General features: G+C 44.0%; 14 protein-coding genes, 1 pseudogene and 1 riboswitch. Of the genes and pseudogenes, 3 read left to right on the top strand and 12 right to left on the bottom strand.

What is annotated here, in order from left to right; genetic code table 11:
• Nucleotides 1-281: 281 nt before the first annotated feature.
• Nucleotides 282-479 (bottom strand): DUF2188 domain-containing protein, encoded by a 198-nt coding sequence (locus tag LC065_RS06400; RefSeq protein WP_089653746.1) that lies wholly within the window; start codon nt 477-479, stop codon nt 282-284.
• Nucleotides 480-614: 135 nt separating this feature from the next.
• Nucleotides 615-725: riboswitch (SAM riboswitch) on the top strand.
• A 107-nt stretch (nt 726-832) separates the two neighbouring features.
• Here LC065_RS06400 and LC065_RS06395 point away from each other — a divergent pair.
• Nucleotides 833-2,527, top strand: a complete 1,695-nt coding sequence (locus tag LC065_RS06395) for an O-acetylhomoserine aminocarboxypropyltransferase/cysteine synthase family protein (protein ID WP_226594999.1) — start codon at nt 833-835, stop codon at nt 2,525-2,527.
• A 23-nt stretch (nt 2,528-2,550) separates the two neighbouring features.
• Nucleotides 2,551-3,603, top strand: coding sequence for a homoserine O-acetyltransferase MetX (gene metX, locus LC065_RS06390; protein ID WP_226594997.1), 1,053 nt, complete (start codon nt 2,551-2,553; stop codon nt 3,601-3,603).
• 54 nt (nt 3,604-3,657) lie between these two features.
• On the opposite strand, the gene LC065_RS06385 is transcribed toward metX, so the two are convergent.
• From LC065_RS06385 to LC065_RS06335, 11 genes and pseudogenes are all read right to left on the bottom strand, one after another.
• Nucleotides 3,658-5,040, bottom strand: a complete 1,383-nt coding sequence (locus LC065_RS06385; protein ID WP_226594995.1) for a polysaccharide deacetylase family protein — start codon at nt 5,038-5,040, stop codon at nt 3,658-3,660.
• Nucleotides 5,041-5,456: 416 nt separating this feature from the next.
• Nucleotides 5,457-6,293: a tryptophan 2,3-dioxygenase gene (kynA, locus tag LC065_RS06380; RefSeq protein ID WP_226594993.1), complete on the bottom strand. Its 837-nt coding sequence runs from the start codon at nt 6,291-6,293 to the stop codon at nt 5,457-5,459.
• Between the two features lie 13 nt (nt 6,294-6,306).
• Complete coding sequence (locus LC065_RS06375) at nt 6,307-6,951, bottom strand: DUF4166 domain-containing protein (protein ID WP_226594991.1); 645 nt, start codon at nt 6,949-6,951, stop codon at nt 6,307-6,309.
• Between the two features lie 414 nt (nt 6,952-7,365).
• Complete coding sequence (locus LC065_RS06370) at nt 7,366-8,892, bottom strand: RQC-minor-2 family DNA-binding protein (RefSeq protein ID WP_226594989.1); 1,527 nt, start codon at nt 8,890-8,892, stop codon at nt 7,366-7,368.
• An 82-nt stretch (nt 8,893-8,974) separates the two neighbouring features.
• Nucleotides 8,975-9,673 (bottom strand): ribose 5-phosphate isomerase A, encoded by a 699-nt coding sequence (gene rpiA / locus LC065_RS06365; RefSeq protein ID WP_226594986.1) that lies wholly within the window; start codon nt 9,671-9,673, stop codon nt 8,975-8,977.
• Nucleotides 9,674-10,583: 910 nt separating this feature from the next.
• A pseudogene (locus LC065_RS06360) lies at nt 10,584-11,216 on the bottom strand (response regulator).
• Nucleotides 11,213-12,253, bottom strand: coding sequence for a sensor histidine kinase (locus LC065_RS06355; protein ID WP_226592976.1), 1,041 nt, complete (start codon nt 12,251-12,253; stop codon nt 11,213-11,215). The pseudogene LC065_RS06360 and the gene LC065_RS06355 overlap by 4 nt, the downstream one beginning before the upstream one ends.
• The gene (liaF, locus tag LC065_RS06350) at nt 12,250-12,969 is read right to left on the bottom strand and encodes a cell wall-active antibiotics response protein LiaF (RefSeq protein ID WP_226592978.1); all 720 of its coding nucleotides are present in this window, start codon (nt 12,967-12,969) and stop codon (nt 12,250-12,252) included. The genes LC065_RS06355 and liaF overlap by 4 nt, the downstream gene beginning before the upstream one ends.
• 67 nt (nt 12,970-13,036) lie before the next feature.
• Complete coding sequence (locus LC065_RS06345) at nt 13,037-13,678, bottom strand: PspA/IM30 family protein (RefSeq protein WP_226592980.1); 642 nt, start codon at nt 13,676-13,678, stop codon at nt 13,037-13,039.
• Between the two features lie 21 nt (nt 13,679-13,699).
• Complete coding sequence (locus LC065_RS06340; RefSeq protein WP_226592982.1) at nt 13,700-14,047, bottom strand: lmo0954 family membrane protein; 348 nt, start codon at nt 14,045-14,047, stop codon at nt 13,700-13,702.
• 174 nt (nt 14,048-14,221) lie between these two features.
• The gene (locus LC065_RS06335) at nt 14,222-15,322 is read right to left on the bottom strand and encodes a M24 family metallopeptidase (protein WP_371933447.1); all 1,101 of its coding nucleotides are present in this window, start codon (nt 15,320-15,322) and stop codon (nt 14,222-14,224) included.
• Between the two features lie 181 nt (nt 15,323-15,503).
• Between LC065_RS06335 and LC065_RS06330 the strand changes: the two genes are divergently transcribed.
• The gene (locus tag LC065_RS06330) at nt 15,504-15,905 is read left to right on the top strand and encodes a hypothetical protein (RefSeq protein ID WP_226592986.1); all 402 of its coding nucleotides are present in this window, start codon (nt 15,504-15,506) and stop codon (nt 15,903-15,905) included.
• Nucleotides 15,906-15,940: the final 35 nt, after the last annotated feature.

Genomic DNA, 15,940 nt, shown 5'->3' with positions numbered 1-15,940 from the left:
CTAAATAACTGCATATTCTAGAAGTGGTTTCGAGACACTCATACGGCCAAGGGGCGGAGGGAAACGGTGAGACTCCTATGGGACGTGTGGGACAGGTGAGACCCCGCAGGACGAAGTCCGAGGAGGCTCACCGCCCGCCCCATGGAAAGCGAACGGTTTCCCGGAGCCCCTAAACGCACACAAACATCTCGAAACTGAGCCTTCAACAATCCTGCCATATACTTTAATAACTGATTATAGATAATTGCACATAAAAAAACTCCCGCGGTGGGGAGTTTTAGTTAGTAGGTGCGCTCTTCTTCAACTTCATGGTTTTGATCCAAGATTTGAAGTTTGCTCGGTTTGTTTTCCTTTGCGATTTCTTCTGCTTTAGCAACCGCAGTATCACGCTCATCATAAAGATCTGTCGGAGCGACATCTTCAATTTTTACAAACCAGCCGGTTACATCTTTATTAGGTACAACACTATATTGTTTCATGAACTTCACTCCTATCTCATAGACTTAATTATCCATTCCCACAGCTAGGAGGGTTCAAACGTATCAAAATTGTTTGACAATGAGAAAAGACGCCTTTATAATTTCAAACAAGTCAGAAAAATTGAATAAAAACAACTCTTATCGAGAGCGGCAGAGGGACTAGGCCCTACGACGCCCGGCAACCTTCAAGGTATTACCTTGAAAAGGTGCTACATCCTACAGATCACATGATCTGAAAGATAAGGGGAGGTATGAGATACATAAAGCCCTCTTCTTACTTACAGAAGAGGGCTTTTCGTTTTCCCTCTTCTACAAAGTGGATGCCCTAGAAAAAAGCAGAGGAGGAACTTTTCATGAGTACACCATTCCATACGTTCGGTCCTGAAACGAATTTGCTTCACGGCGGTCAAGAACCGGATCCAGCTACAGGGTCCCGCGCTGTACCGATTTATCAGACGACATCGTATGTTTTCAATGATACGGAACATGCTCAAAATCTTTTTTCGCTTGCGGAACCTGGAAACATTTATTCACGCATCGGAAACCCGACCGTCGATGTATTTGAACAACGACTCGCTCTTCTTGAGGACGGGGCCGCGGCGGTGGCGACAGCATCAGGTATGTCTGCGATCACGATGGCTATTCTGAATGTCGCTAAAGCCGGTGATGATATTGTGACTTCAACAAACCTCTATGGAGGGACCTACAATTTGTTTGTCCACACCCTCCCCCGCTATGGGATCAATGTCCATTTTGTTGAAGAAGATGATCCGGAATCATTCGCCAAGGCGATTACTCCTCATACAAAAGCGATTTTTGCTGAAACGATCGGTAATCCGAGCTTGAATGTATTGGACATTGAAGCGATTGCAGATGTCGCTCATGACCACCACATCCCTCTCATCATTGATAATACATTCGCTACCCCATATGTCTGTAGACCGATTGATTGGGGTGCTGACATCGTAGTGCACTCGGCCACTAAATGGATTGGCGGACATGGCACGGCTATTGGAGGTGTTGTCGTTGATAGTGGACGTTTCAACTGGAATCATGAAAAATTCCCAGGATTTACGGAGCCTGATGAAAGCTATAACGGCATCCGATTCGGGATCGATGTAGGTCCCGCTGCTTTCGCCATAAAATTACGCGTACAGCTGCTTCGAGACATAGGGGCATGTCTCAGCCCACAAAACGCTTTCTTACTTTTGCAGGGTTTGGAAACTTTACACTTGCGAGTGAAAACACATGCCGATCAGGCTTTGGAAATTGCCGAATATTTGAACCATCACGAAGGGGTTGAATGGGTGAATTATCCAGGCTTGAAGGATCACCCCACTTATTCCCTGGCAAAAAAATATTTCCACTACGGTCATGGATCGATCGTTGTTTTCGGAATTAAAGGAGGGCGTGAAGCAGGACGCAAACTAATTGATCAAAGCACCATCTGGTCGCATGTAGCAAACGTCGGAGATGCTAAATCTTTAATCATCCACCCGGCCTCTACAACCCACCAGCAATTAAGCGATGAAAACTTGAGTAAATCAGGTGTAACAGAAGAACTTGTCCGCTTGTCTGTCGGGTTAGAGTCTGTAGAAGATTTAATTCAGGACCTGGACAACGCCATTTTCCACGCCACTGGATATAAGAAACCCTACGGGAAAGGCAAGCATGTGGCAGAGCCTGTTTTATCTTCCTCCCTGGATCGTTCGAACGGGGAATTGAGAAAAAGAGTAATCGGAATTGTTGGCTCAAGTGCTCTTCTTGTAGAGCAGAGCAAGCTGGAAAGACTGGGATTCGAAGTTGTTACCTTCTCTCACATTGAAGATCTTCAAAAAGTAACGAATGTCAACTGGGATATTGTCTATGTGGAGGAAGCAAATGAGGATGTCTTGAACATAGCGAAGGAAGTTAAACCAACCCTTCTATGGTCACGTAAACCAATCACTCACGAAGATGCAGCCATCATTTCAGGGGTAAGCCTTTATGAGGCTGTTGTGAATATCCGGTCAGGGAAAGATTTTTCCACTTCCCTCGTATCAGTCTAGTGAAAGAAAGGAGCATGAAAAGCATGTCATTACAAAACCCCACCAGCCACCCAAGAACCAATCAATCGATATCGATCGGCGCTTTCACCTTCGAGTCTGGTGAGAAACTTTCGAATGTCGAACTTGCCTACGAAAGATACGGGCCGACAAATGCTCCCGTCATCCTCGTATGCCACGCATTAACGGGCAACCAGCTCGCCGTCGGTTCAAGGGATGAACGTGGCTGGTGGGCCGGTTTAATCGGTGAAGATTGTCCCATCGACACCAATCGCTATCAAGTGATCACCTTCAATGTTCTTGGTGGATGTCACGGATCTACAGGGCCTGCGAGCATGAATCCAGACACAGGCGAACCATACCGTCAAACCTTTCCGACAGTTACCATTCGGGACATGGTCCACGCTCAATATAAAGCTTTACATCGCTTAGACATCACTCATGTCCATGCGATAGCAGGCGGATCGCTTGGAGGTATGCAGACGTACGAATGGGGTCTGCTTTACCCTGATTTTATGAAAAAACTATTCATTCTCGCAGCGACTCCTTATTTAAGTGATTACGGCATCGCTTTTAATCATATCGGTGCTCGTGCCATCAAGAGTGACCCCCACTTCCGAAATGGAGACTATCATTCCAATGAAGATCTAAAGGGATTCGAAATTGCCCGGATGACAGGGATGGTCACGTACAGAAGCAGTACCTTATTTGAAAAAAGGTTCGACCGGTCCTATCACGCCGATACCTCTTATGAAATCCAATCTTATTTGGATTATCAAGGCGATAAGATCAAAGAACGCTTTGATGCCAACAGCTATCTTTATCTTCTAGAGGCGATGAACAACCATGACATCGGACGAGGAAGAAATGGGTGGGCACAAGCAGCTAAGCAATACAAAGCAGAGGTTCATACCTTCAGCTTTGAACACGACCTTCTTTATCCGGAAGCCTTGATCCACCCCTTCTCTATCTCCTGCAATAAAGGGAAGCACCATCACATATCCACCGACTATGGTCATGATGGATTTCTCGTAGAGTTCGACCGTTGGGGCAAATGGGTGGAAGAACAATTAAAATAATTCCCTGTCGATGACACTTCCACCCGTATAAGCAAAATAAAAACCGTTCCGTTTTTAATCCAAAACGGAACGGTTTTCTTGTTTATCACTAAAATGACTGACAGGAACGACTTTATATCCTTTAGCTGTCAGTTTTTCCAATAAAAGATCTACGGTTTCCACTGTAGAAAGTTGAAGGTCATGAAGCAAAATAATGGAACCATCTTCTACTTCAGAAAGAATATCTTCAGCTACCGCTTCCGGTTTTAGGTCTTCCCATTTTTCAGAATAGATGGTCCACGGAACAACATTACCTTCTCCTTGATAGCTGGCAGAAGGCATGTTTCCAAAAGGTAATCGCAGTAAATCTACCTTCTGTCCGGTCACTTGTTCCAAAATCGTTTGAGTCGATGAGATCTGCTGATGGATTTGGTCATCAGACAAGCGACTCAAACGGGGGTGATTCCACGTATGGTTGCCAATTTCGTGCCCGCGTTCACTCACTTCCTGAGTCACTTCGGGATAGTAACCCACACGTTTTCCGATCATGAAGAAAGAGGCTTTCGCTTCATACTTGTCCAGTACATCAAGGATTTTTCTAGTCACTTCCGGATGAGGACCATCATCGAAGGTTAATGCCACTTCTTTCCCTTCCTCATGCAGATGGTTTTCTAAAGAAAAATCCTGGTATTTCATATCGCTTCCCTGATCCTCGGTAGTGGGATCAGACGTTGCTTCAGGCGTCTCTTTAATGGCATCTTTGTACTCTGAACGAAGAAGTTTAGATACTTTATCCTTTTCGATCATCACACGAAATGGTTCCCCATTAGCTGGATCATCTAAAAATACAAGGACTCCTTCACCCGTCATAGCGATATTTTCGTAGAATTCAGGTTTAGCCTCAAGCTTATCCAGAATCTTCGAGTGTTCTTCACCGGCATCTATCAATTTCTCTTTCGTCCAGGAGTGAAGACGATCAACATAATAGATGTCTTCTTTGAATAATTCTTCCAGCGACAAAGCTTTGCCATTTTTCTTATCGAAATTCATGATGGTTTGGTTGGTCATGACGCCGTCTTCACCAAGGTCCATGGTTTCTATAAACCTCACAACAAAAAAACGTTGGTTTTGATGAATGACTTCAAAATCAATGTGCAGTTCATGCGACTGGCTTCCATCATTTTTTTGCTTACTTTTATAGCTTTCTTGTTTAAACAAAGCTTTCTGCTGATTCACATAATCTATAATAGTTTGGTCAATTTGGTTATTCGGTGTTTGTGGATAATGCGCAGTCATGTGATACTCTTCGTATTCATTGATATCTGTTTCTATACTCACTTTATACATTTCCTGATTACCCGTCTTCTCTCCCGACTCTTCATTAGCATTTGCAATGAAAGAACAGCCGGACGCCGTCAACAAAACAAACAAAATGGTATATATAATCGGTTGTCTCATGATTTTCCCTCTTTATCTCATAGTCACACAATCTATTGTAACACAAATGTAACAATGACTTAATTACTTCGATATATTCAGTAAATTAAGTTAATTCAACAACCCCCCTATTTCTTGAACGCTCCCAATTGTGGAATACTCAGTATCGAGGCGTCTGTGTGATTTTAGGCAATTCGGGAAAAGGTTCGCTTCCATGGGGCGGGCCCTGAGCCTCCTCAGGCTCAGCCTTCCGGGTTCTCAACTTTCCCGCACACCCCATAGGAGGCTCTCCGTCATCCCCGCAGGAATTCAGTAGCTTCCCAGCCTCCACTGACGCTTAACCCAGGCAGCGATTCCCGAGAACATCTCGAAACTGAGCCTTCAAGAATCCTGCCATAAAACGGCATAAAAAAAAGAACTCTCCCAAAAGGAAAGTTCTAGATGTTGGTGCGGACGTCCCATAGTTCGGGAAAGAAGCGGTGGTCGAGGACTTTCTTTAAGTAGCCGACACCCGAAGATCCGCCCGTGCCTTTTTTGTGACCGATGATCCGTTCGACGGTTTTCATATGACGGAAACGCCATTGCTGGAGACTGTCTTCAATGTCAACAAGCTTCTCCCCTAATTGGTACAAGTCCCAATATTGCTCCACATCTTTATAGACATTCGTCCAGGCAACTTCTACGCTCGAGTCCTTTTCATAAAGCTGTGTGTAATCGCGGTCCAACAATTTCTCTGAAATCGGAAAACCAGAATCCGATAACTTCTCAATGGCAGCATCGTAAAGGCTTGGTGCACGATAAGCCCCATCAAGTCGATGATGCAGATCAGGATCTTTTGCGTAGATCTTTAATACGTGAGGGGTTTTATACCCCAGTGCAAATTCAATCATTCTGTACTGATAGGATTGGAATCCGGAAGCCTGTCCAAGATGATCACGGAACTCCATATATTCTGACGGGGTCAATGTCGAAAGTACATCCCACGCTTGAATAATCTGTTTCTGAATGCTGGATACGCGTGCCAGCATCTTAAAAGCCGCCTGCATTTGGTCTTCCCTGATGGCTTCTATAGCTGCTTGAAGTTCATGTAACGTCAACTTCATCCATAGTTCACTGACTTGATGAATGATAATAAAGAGCATCTCATCATGATGGGAGGATAGCCGATTTTGGGCAGATAGCAGTTCATTCAAATTCAAGTATTCACCATAGGTCATCCGGCTTGAAAAATCAGTATGAATGTTCTCGTTTCCATCATTTTTATGATTTGTCACTGCTGTCCCTCCTTCAGTCTAAGACGCCGCGTTCAGGTATATTGTTAAAAGTCATTGGTAAAAATTCCGTATGGACTGTCCCTTCATACATGAGAAGCGTTCCTAAGAGCGGGTGCTCCGTGTGTACATGCACCCGAAAAGCTCCTTCCTCTTCATCATAATGCTCGTATACACTGGTCGTCGGATTGGCCATAGACATGAGTCCATCTAGATTCATTGCTTTAGACTCCATATAAAGTCCGCCTTCTGCAGTGACATGGATGTCGAGCTCTGTTTGTAGAAGCCCTGTCTTTCCGAGATCATCAACGATACAACCTTTCTCTTCATCGAATCGCATTGCTGCATCAAAACCTCGAATAGAGTAAGGGAAGAAAAACCTTCGAATCCAACTGATCGTCTCTCGTCCTCTTTCATCTACATAGATATAATTCTCAAGGGTGAATGGCACATCTTTCCCTCGTTCTGCAAACACAAGATGATCTTTTGTTCCCACCTGAAGGAAAGGTCGCAGTAATGGATGTGTCCCTCTGATTTCAGTCATTCTCCCTTGTCCAAGGATCATTAGATTTTGTTTACTCGTTAATCCGTACTTCTTTTGAAGCTCTGGATGAAGATTATGGAATTGCTCACCCAGTGCTCGATGAAAAATCGATTTCATGGAAAAAAACTCCTCCCAAAACAAGTTTCCATCCATGTTTTTTATGGATGGTTCTATCATGTTTGCCCCGTGCCGCTTATGTAATGTCCCTATTTAAAAAGGGTTAATAAAAAAGGTATGAACGGATTCAAAACAGAATATGGTTTTATTTAGAAACCTATTTTCTTTAATGGATGTAATGGCATTATAGCATAAGTAACCGCTTTCCATTACACCTGCGATTAAATAAGACCTGCCTTTCAGCAGGTCTTTATGCTTGTATTTGTGATTAGTGAAGAAGCTAAAAACCGTTTACGGTATTCATCTGATGTTGTACCTGGGGGCAGAGACCTTCGTGACATTAACCGCTAAGGTGCACAAACAAACTCAAGAATATGCATGCCGACCTGAAGCTCTACCCTTCACAAAACAGAATTACATGACCTCTTCTGCGTAGTCGCTGATGGAATAGCCTTTTTGTTGTTTCATAAGCCATCCTTGTTTTTCAAGCTGGTTGAAAAGTTTTTGAATATGTTTTTCAGGCCAACTGGAAAGGATGCCAAACCATCGTGTTTCATGCAGGTGGAGTTGCCTAAGTTTGTTGGTTGCTTTTCCAGCAAGCACTTGTACTAAGGTATGGGCCGGGTAATCGGTTCCGTAATAGTAGATCAAGTCCAGCACTTGTTGAGTTTCTGCATAGGTCAGCGATCTTCCTTTGACGGTAATGATTACATCATTCTCTTCATAGCGAACCTCACTCAATTTATTTTTCAACTCTTCTAAGACGTGGCTGGTCATCGGATATACATTTTCCGGAACAATCTTCTGCCAATCCCGGAGTTCTTTCAACATTCTTACGTCGTCGAGCTCTATTCCGGAAAGCCATATCAGCTCAGATTCCGTTATACGTTCAGGGATTCGACTCCGGTTTAATTTATCATACATGTAGAGGAGTGGATGCGATTCCATACCTTCTGTTTTACGCTGATAACGTTGAATCTGTCTGACAACATCTAAACTTTCATCGAGCGTTTTTCTGGCGACAGTCAACTGTTTTTTCAACCCCCTTAATTGAATCAGTTGTTCAAGGAGGCGCTGGTTTTGTACAGCGATTTCATTGAATTGTTTCTCAATGGTAATGACTCGTTTCGTCGCTCGTTCCACATCGAATTCTTCTTCAAGAGCAACTCTGTCTTCATCAATGTAATAAAGAAGGGTATAATCACATCTTTCACAAGTGCAACAGATGCACCGCTCCTTTGAGAGAAAGGCGAGCGATTTATTATGCGGACAACTCCCTTCCCTTCCTTCCAACCAATCTGCTGGTAAAGTGCGGAAAGGACGCATAACGATGTTGACTCTGTGACGCCAGTAGGCCACATCCTCCGGGTAATTAAGAACCGATAGGAGAGCAGATTGATTCATGACTTCAACTGCATCAATGACATCCCTTTTCTCATGGAACAATCGTACGATCGGGTGATTGTGAAAAGCAGCAGATATTTTATCAATCCAATCCTTGCGGTCGTATTCACTTATATGTGATAAAAACAGATAGTCCTCAAGCACTTCCCCTACGTGTTCATAAAGTTGTTCCGAGGAGAGCTGGGTAAAATCTGTACTGTATAAAAACTCCTCTTTTAAAGGTAGTCCATGTTCTTCCGACAAGGACCTCCATAAAAACAATTCTGGGCGCAACAAGTGTGGATGGATCGTCTCTTCTTTTTCAAAAGAAACCGGTAGGACAGCTTTCCCTGACAACCCTAGGTAGGGGCGAATGTTTGCAACATCAAGAGCTTTGTCGTTGATTTGATCCACGATTGCGTCGTTAAGCCTGGATAGTAACCCCCGTTCAAATTTATGTCCAATCGACCGGATTTGTTTGTTCTTCTTTCCGATCGGTGCAAGTACTACATACGGGTATCGTTGATCCTGGTAAGCAATCCTGTTTGGCAGTCCCATAATGATTCCCCTTTGAATAAGGATTTACTACTATTATAGAAAAAGTATTACGATGTACCAATAAATATAAGTAAAATGGGCGTCATACTGTTAAAATTTCCACGGAATACCCAATGAAAAGCCCCGTTTCTATAACACCTGGGATCGCGCTCAACTCTTTTTCCAGCGTATCGTGTATATCAGCAAACCTGACGTCGATAATCACATTGCCGGCTTCGGTCATAACCGGACCATCCTTCGCTGTCGCCATACGCAGCTGAATGTGATCACACGTAAAAGTCTGAAGGGCTGTTTCTACAAGATGAACCGCTCGTGGATCCACTTCTAATGGAACCGCAAACTTCTCCCCAAGCTTTTCAACATGCTTGCTTTCATCTACTAAAATATACGTTTTTTCAGCGCTTGCCATTACAAGCTTCTCTGCAAAAAGGGCGCCCCCTCTTCCTTTGATGAGACGGTGTTCTCCATCTACCTCGTCCGCGCCATCAAATCCCCAATCCGGCCGGTGATTGAGAAGAGAAGTCGTCGTCAGTCCATAATAACTGCAGTTCATTTCTGCCTCCTTAGAAGTAGGAACAGCTAATATATCCAGCTTTTCCTCCGCCACTCTTTTAGCAATCTTTTCGAGAGCAAGAAATGATGTCGATCCTGAGCCGATGCCGACGACATCTCCATCCTTAACAAACCGGCTCACTTGCTGGGCGACTTTTTCTTTTCGATCACGATTTGAAATCTCCCCTGACCAGACCAGCTGATCAGCTAGATTATTCTTCCATTTCACAGGTATCACCTCTTTCTTTGGTATTCCCGAATGACTTGGAAAACAAGCATGGGTGGTAAAGAAAGTGTAGCAGATATAGGAGCTGCTTCCCTTTTCAACAACAAAACTTTGTCATTCTTAACGTTGTCTTCACATAAATATAAGGTAATCCATTGTTCTATAGAAAGAAGGGGATGGAATTGAAACGAGTGTACTGGAAGTTGTTCATCTTCTATCTCATTCTCATCGCCGCCATCGTACTCGTCACATTAAATCAATAACCCCAAAGATACTCCTCCATAAATGCCCCCGATTGTTGAAGACTCAGTTTCGAGACTTTTGTTGAGTGGGTGGGGCTGCGGGGAATAGCTCGCTTTCCGCGGGAGCGCGGTGAGCCTCCTCGGACTGCGTCCTGTGGGGTCTCACCATGCACTTTTTTCCCGCAGGAGTCTCGCCATTCCCCTCCGCCCCTTTGCCAAATAAGTATCTCGAAACCACTTATGAAAAAAACTGTTTTTATGCACATGGTAATTAGACAGTAATGAACTCCTAAGGACGCTATTCTGCATGCGAAAAGCTTGTTGTAGAGCGCTTTATGCTTATAACACCAGGATAGTGGAAGGCACATTCCCACTGTAAAGGGGTTTGTTTCTCACATTCATGGAATGGGGTGGTTGGGAAGCTGCGAGACTCCCGTGGGAGAAGGAGACAGGCGAGATCCCGCAGGGCGGTAGCCCGAGGAAGCTCGCCACTCCCCCACAGGAAAGCGAGTAGCTTACCAGCCACCCCTAGCGCTCAACCCGGGCAACGAACCCCGGAAAGTCTCGAAATTGAGTCTTTAAGAAACCTGCCATATTGTTGAACAAGCGTTTAATTAATGTGGAGTCATTTATAGATCCAAAAAAACCTCGACCGCTTCATGGTCGAGGTTTTACTTGATTAAATCGTGTTTGAAGGCATAAATGACAGCCTGGGTACGATCAGAGACTTGGAGTTTTCCGAGGATATTGCTCACGTGTACTTTTACAGTTTTCAAGGCGATGAACAATTGCTGTGAAATTTCCTAGTTGTTTTTCCCTTCAGCCATTAAGAGAAGAACTTCTTTCTCTCTTGCTGTGAGTTGATCGTGAAGTTCTACTCCATCTGGCGTACGCATTTTTGTCATGATTTTACCTGTCACTTCAGGTTCTAAAATGGACTGGCCTGCGTATGTAGAACGAATGGCTTTGGCGATTTCTTCTGCTTTTGATGTTTTGAGCATATAACTTGTCGCTCCTGCTTCGAGTGCCGGGTACACTTTTTCATCATCGAGAAAACTCGTGACGATAATGACTTTTGCTTCCGGCCATTGTCCGGTTATACGCTCCGTCGCTTCGATGCCATCCATCTCGTCCATGACCAAGTCCATCAGGATGATATCAGGGCGATGTTTCAATGCAAGGTCCACGGCTGCCTTTCCATCGTCCGCTTCGGCAATAACTTCGATATCTGGTTGTGCAGATAAGTATGCCGATACTCCGATGCGGACCATTTCATGATCATCAGCAAATAACACGGTAATCATTCTTCCTCGCCTCCTTTTATCCGATGAGGAACTTTCACCTCTAACCGGGTGCCCTGTTCCTTCACGCTTACAATCTTTAATGACCCTCCAAGTTCAAATGCTCTTTCCTGCATGTTTTGCAGGCCATATGAACTCGTCTTCGCCTCTTCCACATCAAAACCTATCCCGTCGTCTACGATACGCAGTATGACGTTATGATCTCGTTCAATCAGCATGACGCTCAGTGAATGAGCTTTCGCATGCCTTAATGTATTTGAAACTGATTCTTGAAGAATTCGGAAAAGCTGATCTTCAATGCCTTTTTCAAGATTCAACGGTTCAACGGACCATTCAATTTCCATCGGTACTTTTTGTGTGAGTTCATAAAGCAGTTCTTCAGCCCCTTCAGCCAGGGACTTATCTTTGAGTGCTACTGGTCTTAAATGAAGCAGCAGCGCTCTCATTTCAAGCTGGGACTGATGAATCATGCGTTCGACCATCTGCATTTGTTTTTTCGTTGCCTGCCAATCATCTGAATCGGTCTCATTAATGGCAGACATCATCATGGAAGCTGCAAATAGTTGCTGACTGACGGAATCATGCAATTCTCTCGCAAGCCGGTTCCTTTCCTGAACCACCACTTCCTGCAGACTCTTCTCCCGTTCTTCGGCTCTCTCAGTAACCATGCGTTGAGCAAGCTCTGTTTGTTTTGTCATTTTTTCTTCCAGTTGTTTAAGCGCGAGGTCAATCTGCTCCATCTCTTTCAAATCAACCTCTTCTTCCGAGAGCTCATTTCCCTTGGTCAATTCAGACACACGATGCTCGATAGTGAAGAGCTGTCTTCTCCAAAACCATCCCTGGATGATGCCGACTACAAATCCAAAAGATAAAGAAATAAACAAAACAAAGAAAATATAAGGAAGATCAAATACTTCCCTTTCTATAAGCTCTCCCCACGATCCAAAGGGAAAGGCATAGAACGTTATGGTCATCAAAAGAATGGTAAACCCGAAAAAAGTCAGGATGCCGGACAACAATTGTCTATGCCATACGTTCATACACGCTTCACCTCAAGCTCTCCGGAAACCATAGACGTAATGATCTTCACGCGTGGCTTTTCTTTGCGATACCCTTCGGTTTGATAGGAGAGGACCTGGTTGAGCACTTTCGACTTCTTATATTGAAAGATGGAAGCACGTCCAATGAGCGCACTATGATGGATGCTTACCTCTACTTCATAAGGAACATAAACGGTCAGGTTACCCATCCATTGTCGTATAGAAATGACGGCCTCATCGTGAGGGAGAACCGTCTGGCTCAAATCGACAATCCTATCCCCGAATCCACCTTGTATGTTGATATCCATCCATTCATATGAAGTTTTCGGTGTAGCGTCATCACCAAAGAACTTCTGCTTTAACAATGGTTCCTGATCTGGGATCTCCTGATGATAATCAATGATCTCAGGCTGGATGTGTTCCGGCTTCTCCCTTGTTTTGAAGTAATCCCGTAGGAACATGAGAATCAATGCAATGACGAGGAATCTTACAGCAATCATACTTAAGATTGTAAAAATTAAACTGATTAAACCAATCCAAAAAAGGATTTTTCTCCACAAAGGCCGGTAGTTCTTCCATCCGATATAGATAAGAACCCCGGAGAAAAGGACAGAAAATACAAGTCCCCCATTGAAAAAGACAATTTCTACAACGAGGAGAATCACCCCTATGATTAAAATCGTGTTGATTGTATCTGTCGAAAGCTTTTTAAGCATAAAGGTCATCCTCCTCTCTTAAATCGATAAAGACGCAGAAATCTGCGCCTTCATCATACCATGTTTTCTATTTAGCGGGTACTTCTTCCCGTTTCTCCATTTCTTTTTCCAGTTGGGCCATCTTACTGTCAAACGTACTATGATAATAGGCGCTGTTCACTTTGTACTCGAGGTCTTCAATGTAGCGGTCAATTTCTGAAAATCTGGAGTAAGGCTTGTCCGCTGTGCCCTCCATTACACGATTCATGCGATGATGAGCACGGGCAATGTTTTCACGCCCCATCAAGTCCATCCGTTTTAAATGCATATCCTTCAGTTTGTGTTTCATTTCTTCATATTTGCGCTCAAGAGCCTCCAGCTGTTCGATGCTGTCCCTTCTTGATGCTTGAAGACGGTCAGCTCTTGCCTCATATTCTTCCTGCTCTTTGACGGCGAATTCATACATTGTGGATTCCCCTGCTTTTTCAGCAACTTCAGCCTGGCGTCTGCGCTTGTCCGCCATATCCTGTGCTTTCTGTAACTCACGGGAAAATTCATCTTTCAATCGGTACTGTCGCTCCACAAGCTTTCTTACCTTCTCCGTTTCTTTTTCACTTTCTCGCAAATACTGATTTAACATGGCGATTGGATTCTTTTGTTCTTTTTGGTCCAACGCCTCGTGCAAGTCTGCTGTAATGGAATCTTTCAATCTCGTAAATAAGTTAGCCATACTGTGTATCTCTCCTTTAGTTTATTTGTTCATTTCTGCCCATTGACGTTCAAAGTTGGTAAAAGGATCATCAGACTTGGTTGAACGTACCTCTTCGCTTTTGCTTGTCCAATTTTTATAGACCCAATAAAGTGCAAAAGCAGCTGCTACACCGATCACTGCATAGATATTTGAGACGGCTACACTGAGAATGATCAATCCAAGAACGACCCAGCCGATCTTTCCGGCCGTAGAATCACTTTTCATGAACTGCTTGAACACGACATACAGCAGCCAGACACTTACACCTAGGAGGATCATCGGCCCTAAATTGGCGAGCAATACAGTAAGAGCGACTAATCCAGCCAGGAATAGTAAAAATTTCTTCATCGTTTTTCCCTCCTTGCTGATTTCTTGTCTTTATCATATCGAGAATAGAATCGTGTCGTAATGAGCCACAGACATATTTTCATCTAAGACCAGAGGCGTATAGCAGGATAGAGAATTGCGGAGAGAGAACACAAAGCACACAAAAAGGCCGCCCAAAAAAGAGCGGCCTTTCTTTTATTCAATAATACGCAGTTCTTTCGGTGTTTTTGTCAATGTCACATATCCGTCTGCTGTAACGAGTACATCGTCTTCCAAACGCACCCCGCCGACTTCCGGATCATAGATACCAGGCTCAATCGTGTATGTCATACCTTCTTTTAAGACGCCTTCATTCAAATGACTCATGGAAGGGAATTCGTGCACGTTGATTCCAAGACCGTGACCAATGCGGTGCGGGAACTTGTCTCCGTAACCGGCATCTGAAATGATGTCACGTGCGACTTGGTCAAGATCACCAATTCGTGTTCCCGGTTTACTGATGGCAAGTGAAGCGTCCAGGGCTTCCTTTACTTTATTGTAAATCGCCTTTTGCTCCTCATTCACCGATCGATAAGCAAAGGTACGGGTAATATCGGATGTGTATCCTTTCCATACAACACCAAGGTCGAATAAAACAAAGTCTCCTGGCTTCAGACGACGGTCACCAGGATTTCCGTGGGGCTGACCTGATTTTTCACCGAACAGGACCATCGTAGAGAAGGACATTTCCGCAACGCCTTTTTTCTTCAATTCATATTCAATCTTAGCGAGAACTTCCATTTCGGTGATTCCCTCTTCAAGTGCTTCAACCCCGACACTCACTCCGAAGTCTGCAAGCTCCGCCGCTTCTTTCATAATGCTGATTTCATGATCATCTTTGACGACACGCATGTCGTTCAATTGTCCTTCAATATCTTCAACCTTCACATCTTCAAAGAGCTCAAAAAAGGATTCACTGCGCCCGTAGGAAAGAACTTGTTTTTCTATCCCTACCGTTTTCACGTTGGCAATGCCGTTTTCTTTCATCTTGTCGGCCATCAACTGCCATGGGTTTTCGTGATCGGCATAACCAATCACTTCCTTCGTCCATCCAGCATCACGGATTTGACCTTTTTCCATACCGGGCAGTACAGCAATCGGAGCCGCTTCTGGGAAGACGAGCAATCCGAGCAGCCTTTCGTGTGGATCTGTATGGAATCCAGTCAGATAAAAAAAGTTTTCTGTTGAATTAATAAACGCTGCATCAACGTTTGTGTCTTTTAAGTATTGAGAAAATTGTTCCAATCGATGTTCCAACATTCATCACTCCTCTTTGCTTCTTTTTTAATCATAGCTCAATCTTTAAAGCAATCCAAATCACACAAAAGTCCGAAAACGGGAGTGAACGTTTGGCGACACTTTCACCTTTTTCATTCTCAATAGGGGGCGCATTCGATATAATGGCGAAAGGTGATTAAAATTTAGGAGGTGAACTGATATGGACCGTACTCGTTTTTTTGTGCGGGTTGCTGCCATTTACGCATTAATTGGCGCATTTATGGGTTCTCATATGGCCGGCGGAGGGGGATTGCAACTAAGCGCAATTCACGCTCACATCCTCGTTGTTGGATGGCTTTCTCTTTTTGCTTTCGGTGTTTATTATAGAGTGTTCTCCATACCCAAGGATTCTAAGCTCGCAACAGCGCACGTATGGACATCTTTCTTCGGTGTGTTCGGCTTAACCGTTGGTATGTGGCTTTATTATACCCAGCCACTTCCAGGTATGAGCACGTTCAACACGATTTTCTTCATCGTTGGAGGAACCGTCCTTCTTATCGCTTTCGTCTTATTTGCGATTATGACTTTCGTTCATGGAAAACAAATTTCCGAAAACGCATAAAAAAGAGATCCGCTCCCAGAAGCGGATCTCTTTTT

This window comes from Halobacillus litoralis, assembly GCF_020524085.2.
GTDB lineage: Bacteria > Bacillota > Bacilli > Bacillales > Halobacillaceae > Halobacillus > Halobacillus litoralis_E.
This window is presented reverse-complemented; position numbering and strand designations above follow the sequence as displayed.

Bases quoted from the DNA above. Each gene is read 5' to 3' on its own strand.
- LC065_RS06340 (WP_226592982.1), bottom strand. From the start codon at position 14,047: ATGAAGAAATTTTTACTATTCCTGGCTGGATTAGTCGCTCTTACTGTA.
- LC065_RS06330 (WP_226592986.1), top strand. From the start codon at position 15,504: ATGGACCGTACTCGTTTTTTTGTGCGGGTTGCTGCCATTTACGCATTA.
- liaF (WP_226592978.1), bottom strand. From the start codon at position 12,969: ATGCTTAAAAAGCTTTCGACAGATACAATCAACACGATTTTAATCATA.
- LC065_RS06385 (WP_226594995.1), bottom strand. From the start codon at position 5,040: ATGAGACAACCGATTATATATACCATTTTGTTTGTTTTGTTGACGGCG.
- LC065_RS06395 (WP_226594999.1), top strand. From the start codon at position 833: ATGAGTACACCATTCCATACGTTCGGTCCTGAAACGAATTTGCTTCAC.
- LC065_RS06370 (WP_226594989.1), bottom strand. From the start codon at position 8,892: ATGGGACTGCCAAACAGGATTGCTTACCAGGATCAACGATACCCGTAT.
- LC065_RS06400 (WP_089653746.1), bottom strand. From the start codon at position 479: ATGAAACAATATAGTGTTGTACCTAATAAAGATGTAACCGGCTGGTTT.
- metX (WP_226594997.1), top strand. From the start codon at position 2,551: ATGTCATTACAAAACCCCACCAGCCACCCAAGAACCAATCAATCGATA.
- LC065_RS06345 (WP_226592980.1), bottom strand. From the start codon at position 13,678: ATGGCTAACTTATTTACGAGATTGAAAGATTCCATTACAGCAGACTTG.
- LC065_RS06355 (WP_226592976.1), bottom strand. From the start codon at position 12,253: ATGAACGTATGGCATAGACAATTGTTGTCCGGCATCCTGACTTTTTTC.
- LC065_RS06375 (WP_226594991.1), bottom strand. From the start codon at position 6,951: ATGAAATCGATTTTTCATCGAGCACTGGGTGAGCAATTCCATAATCTT.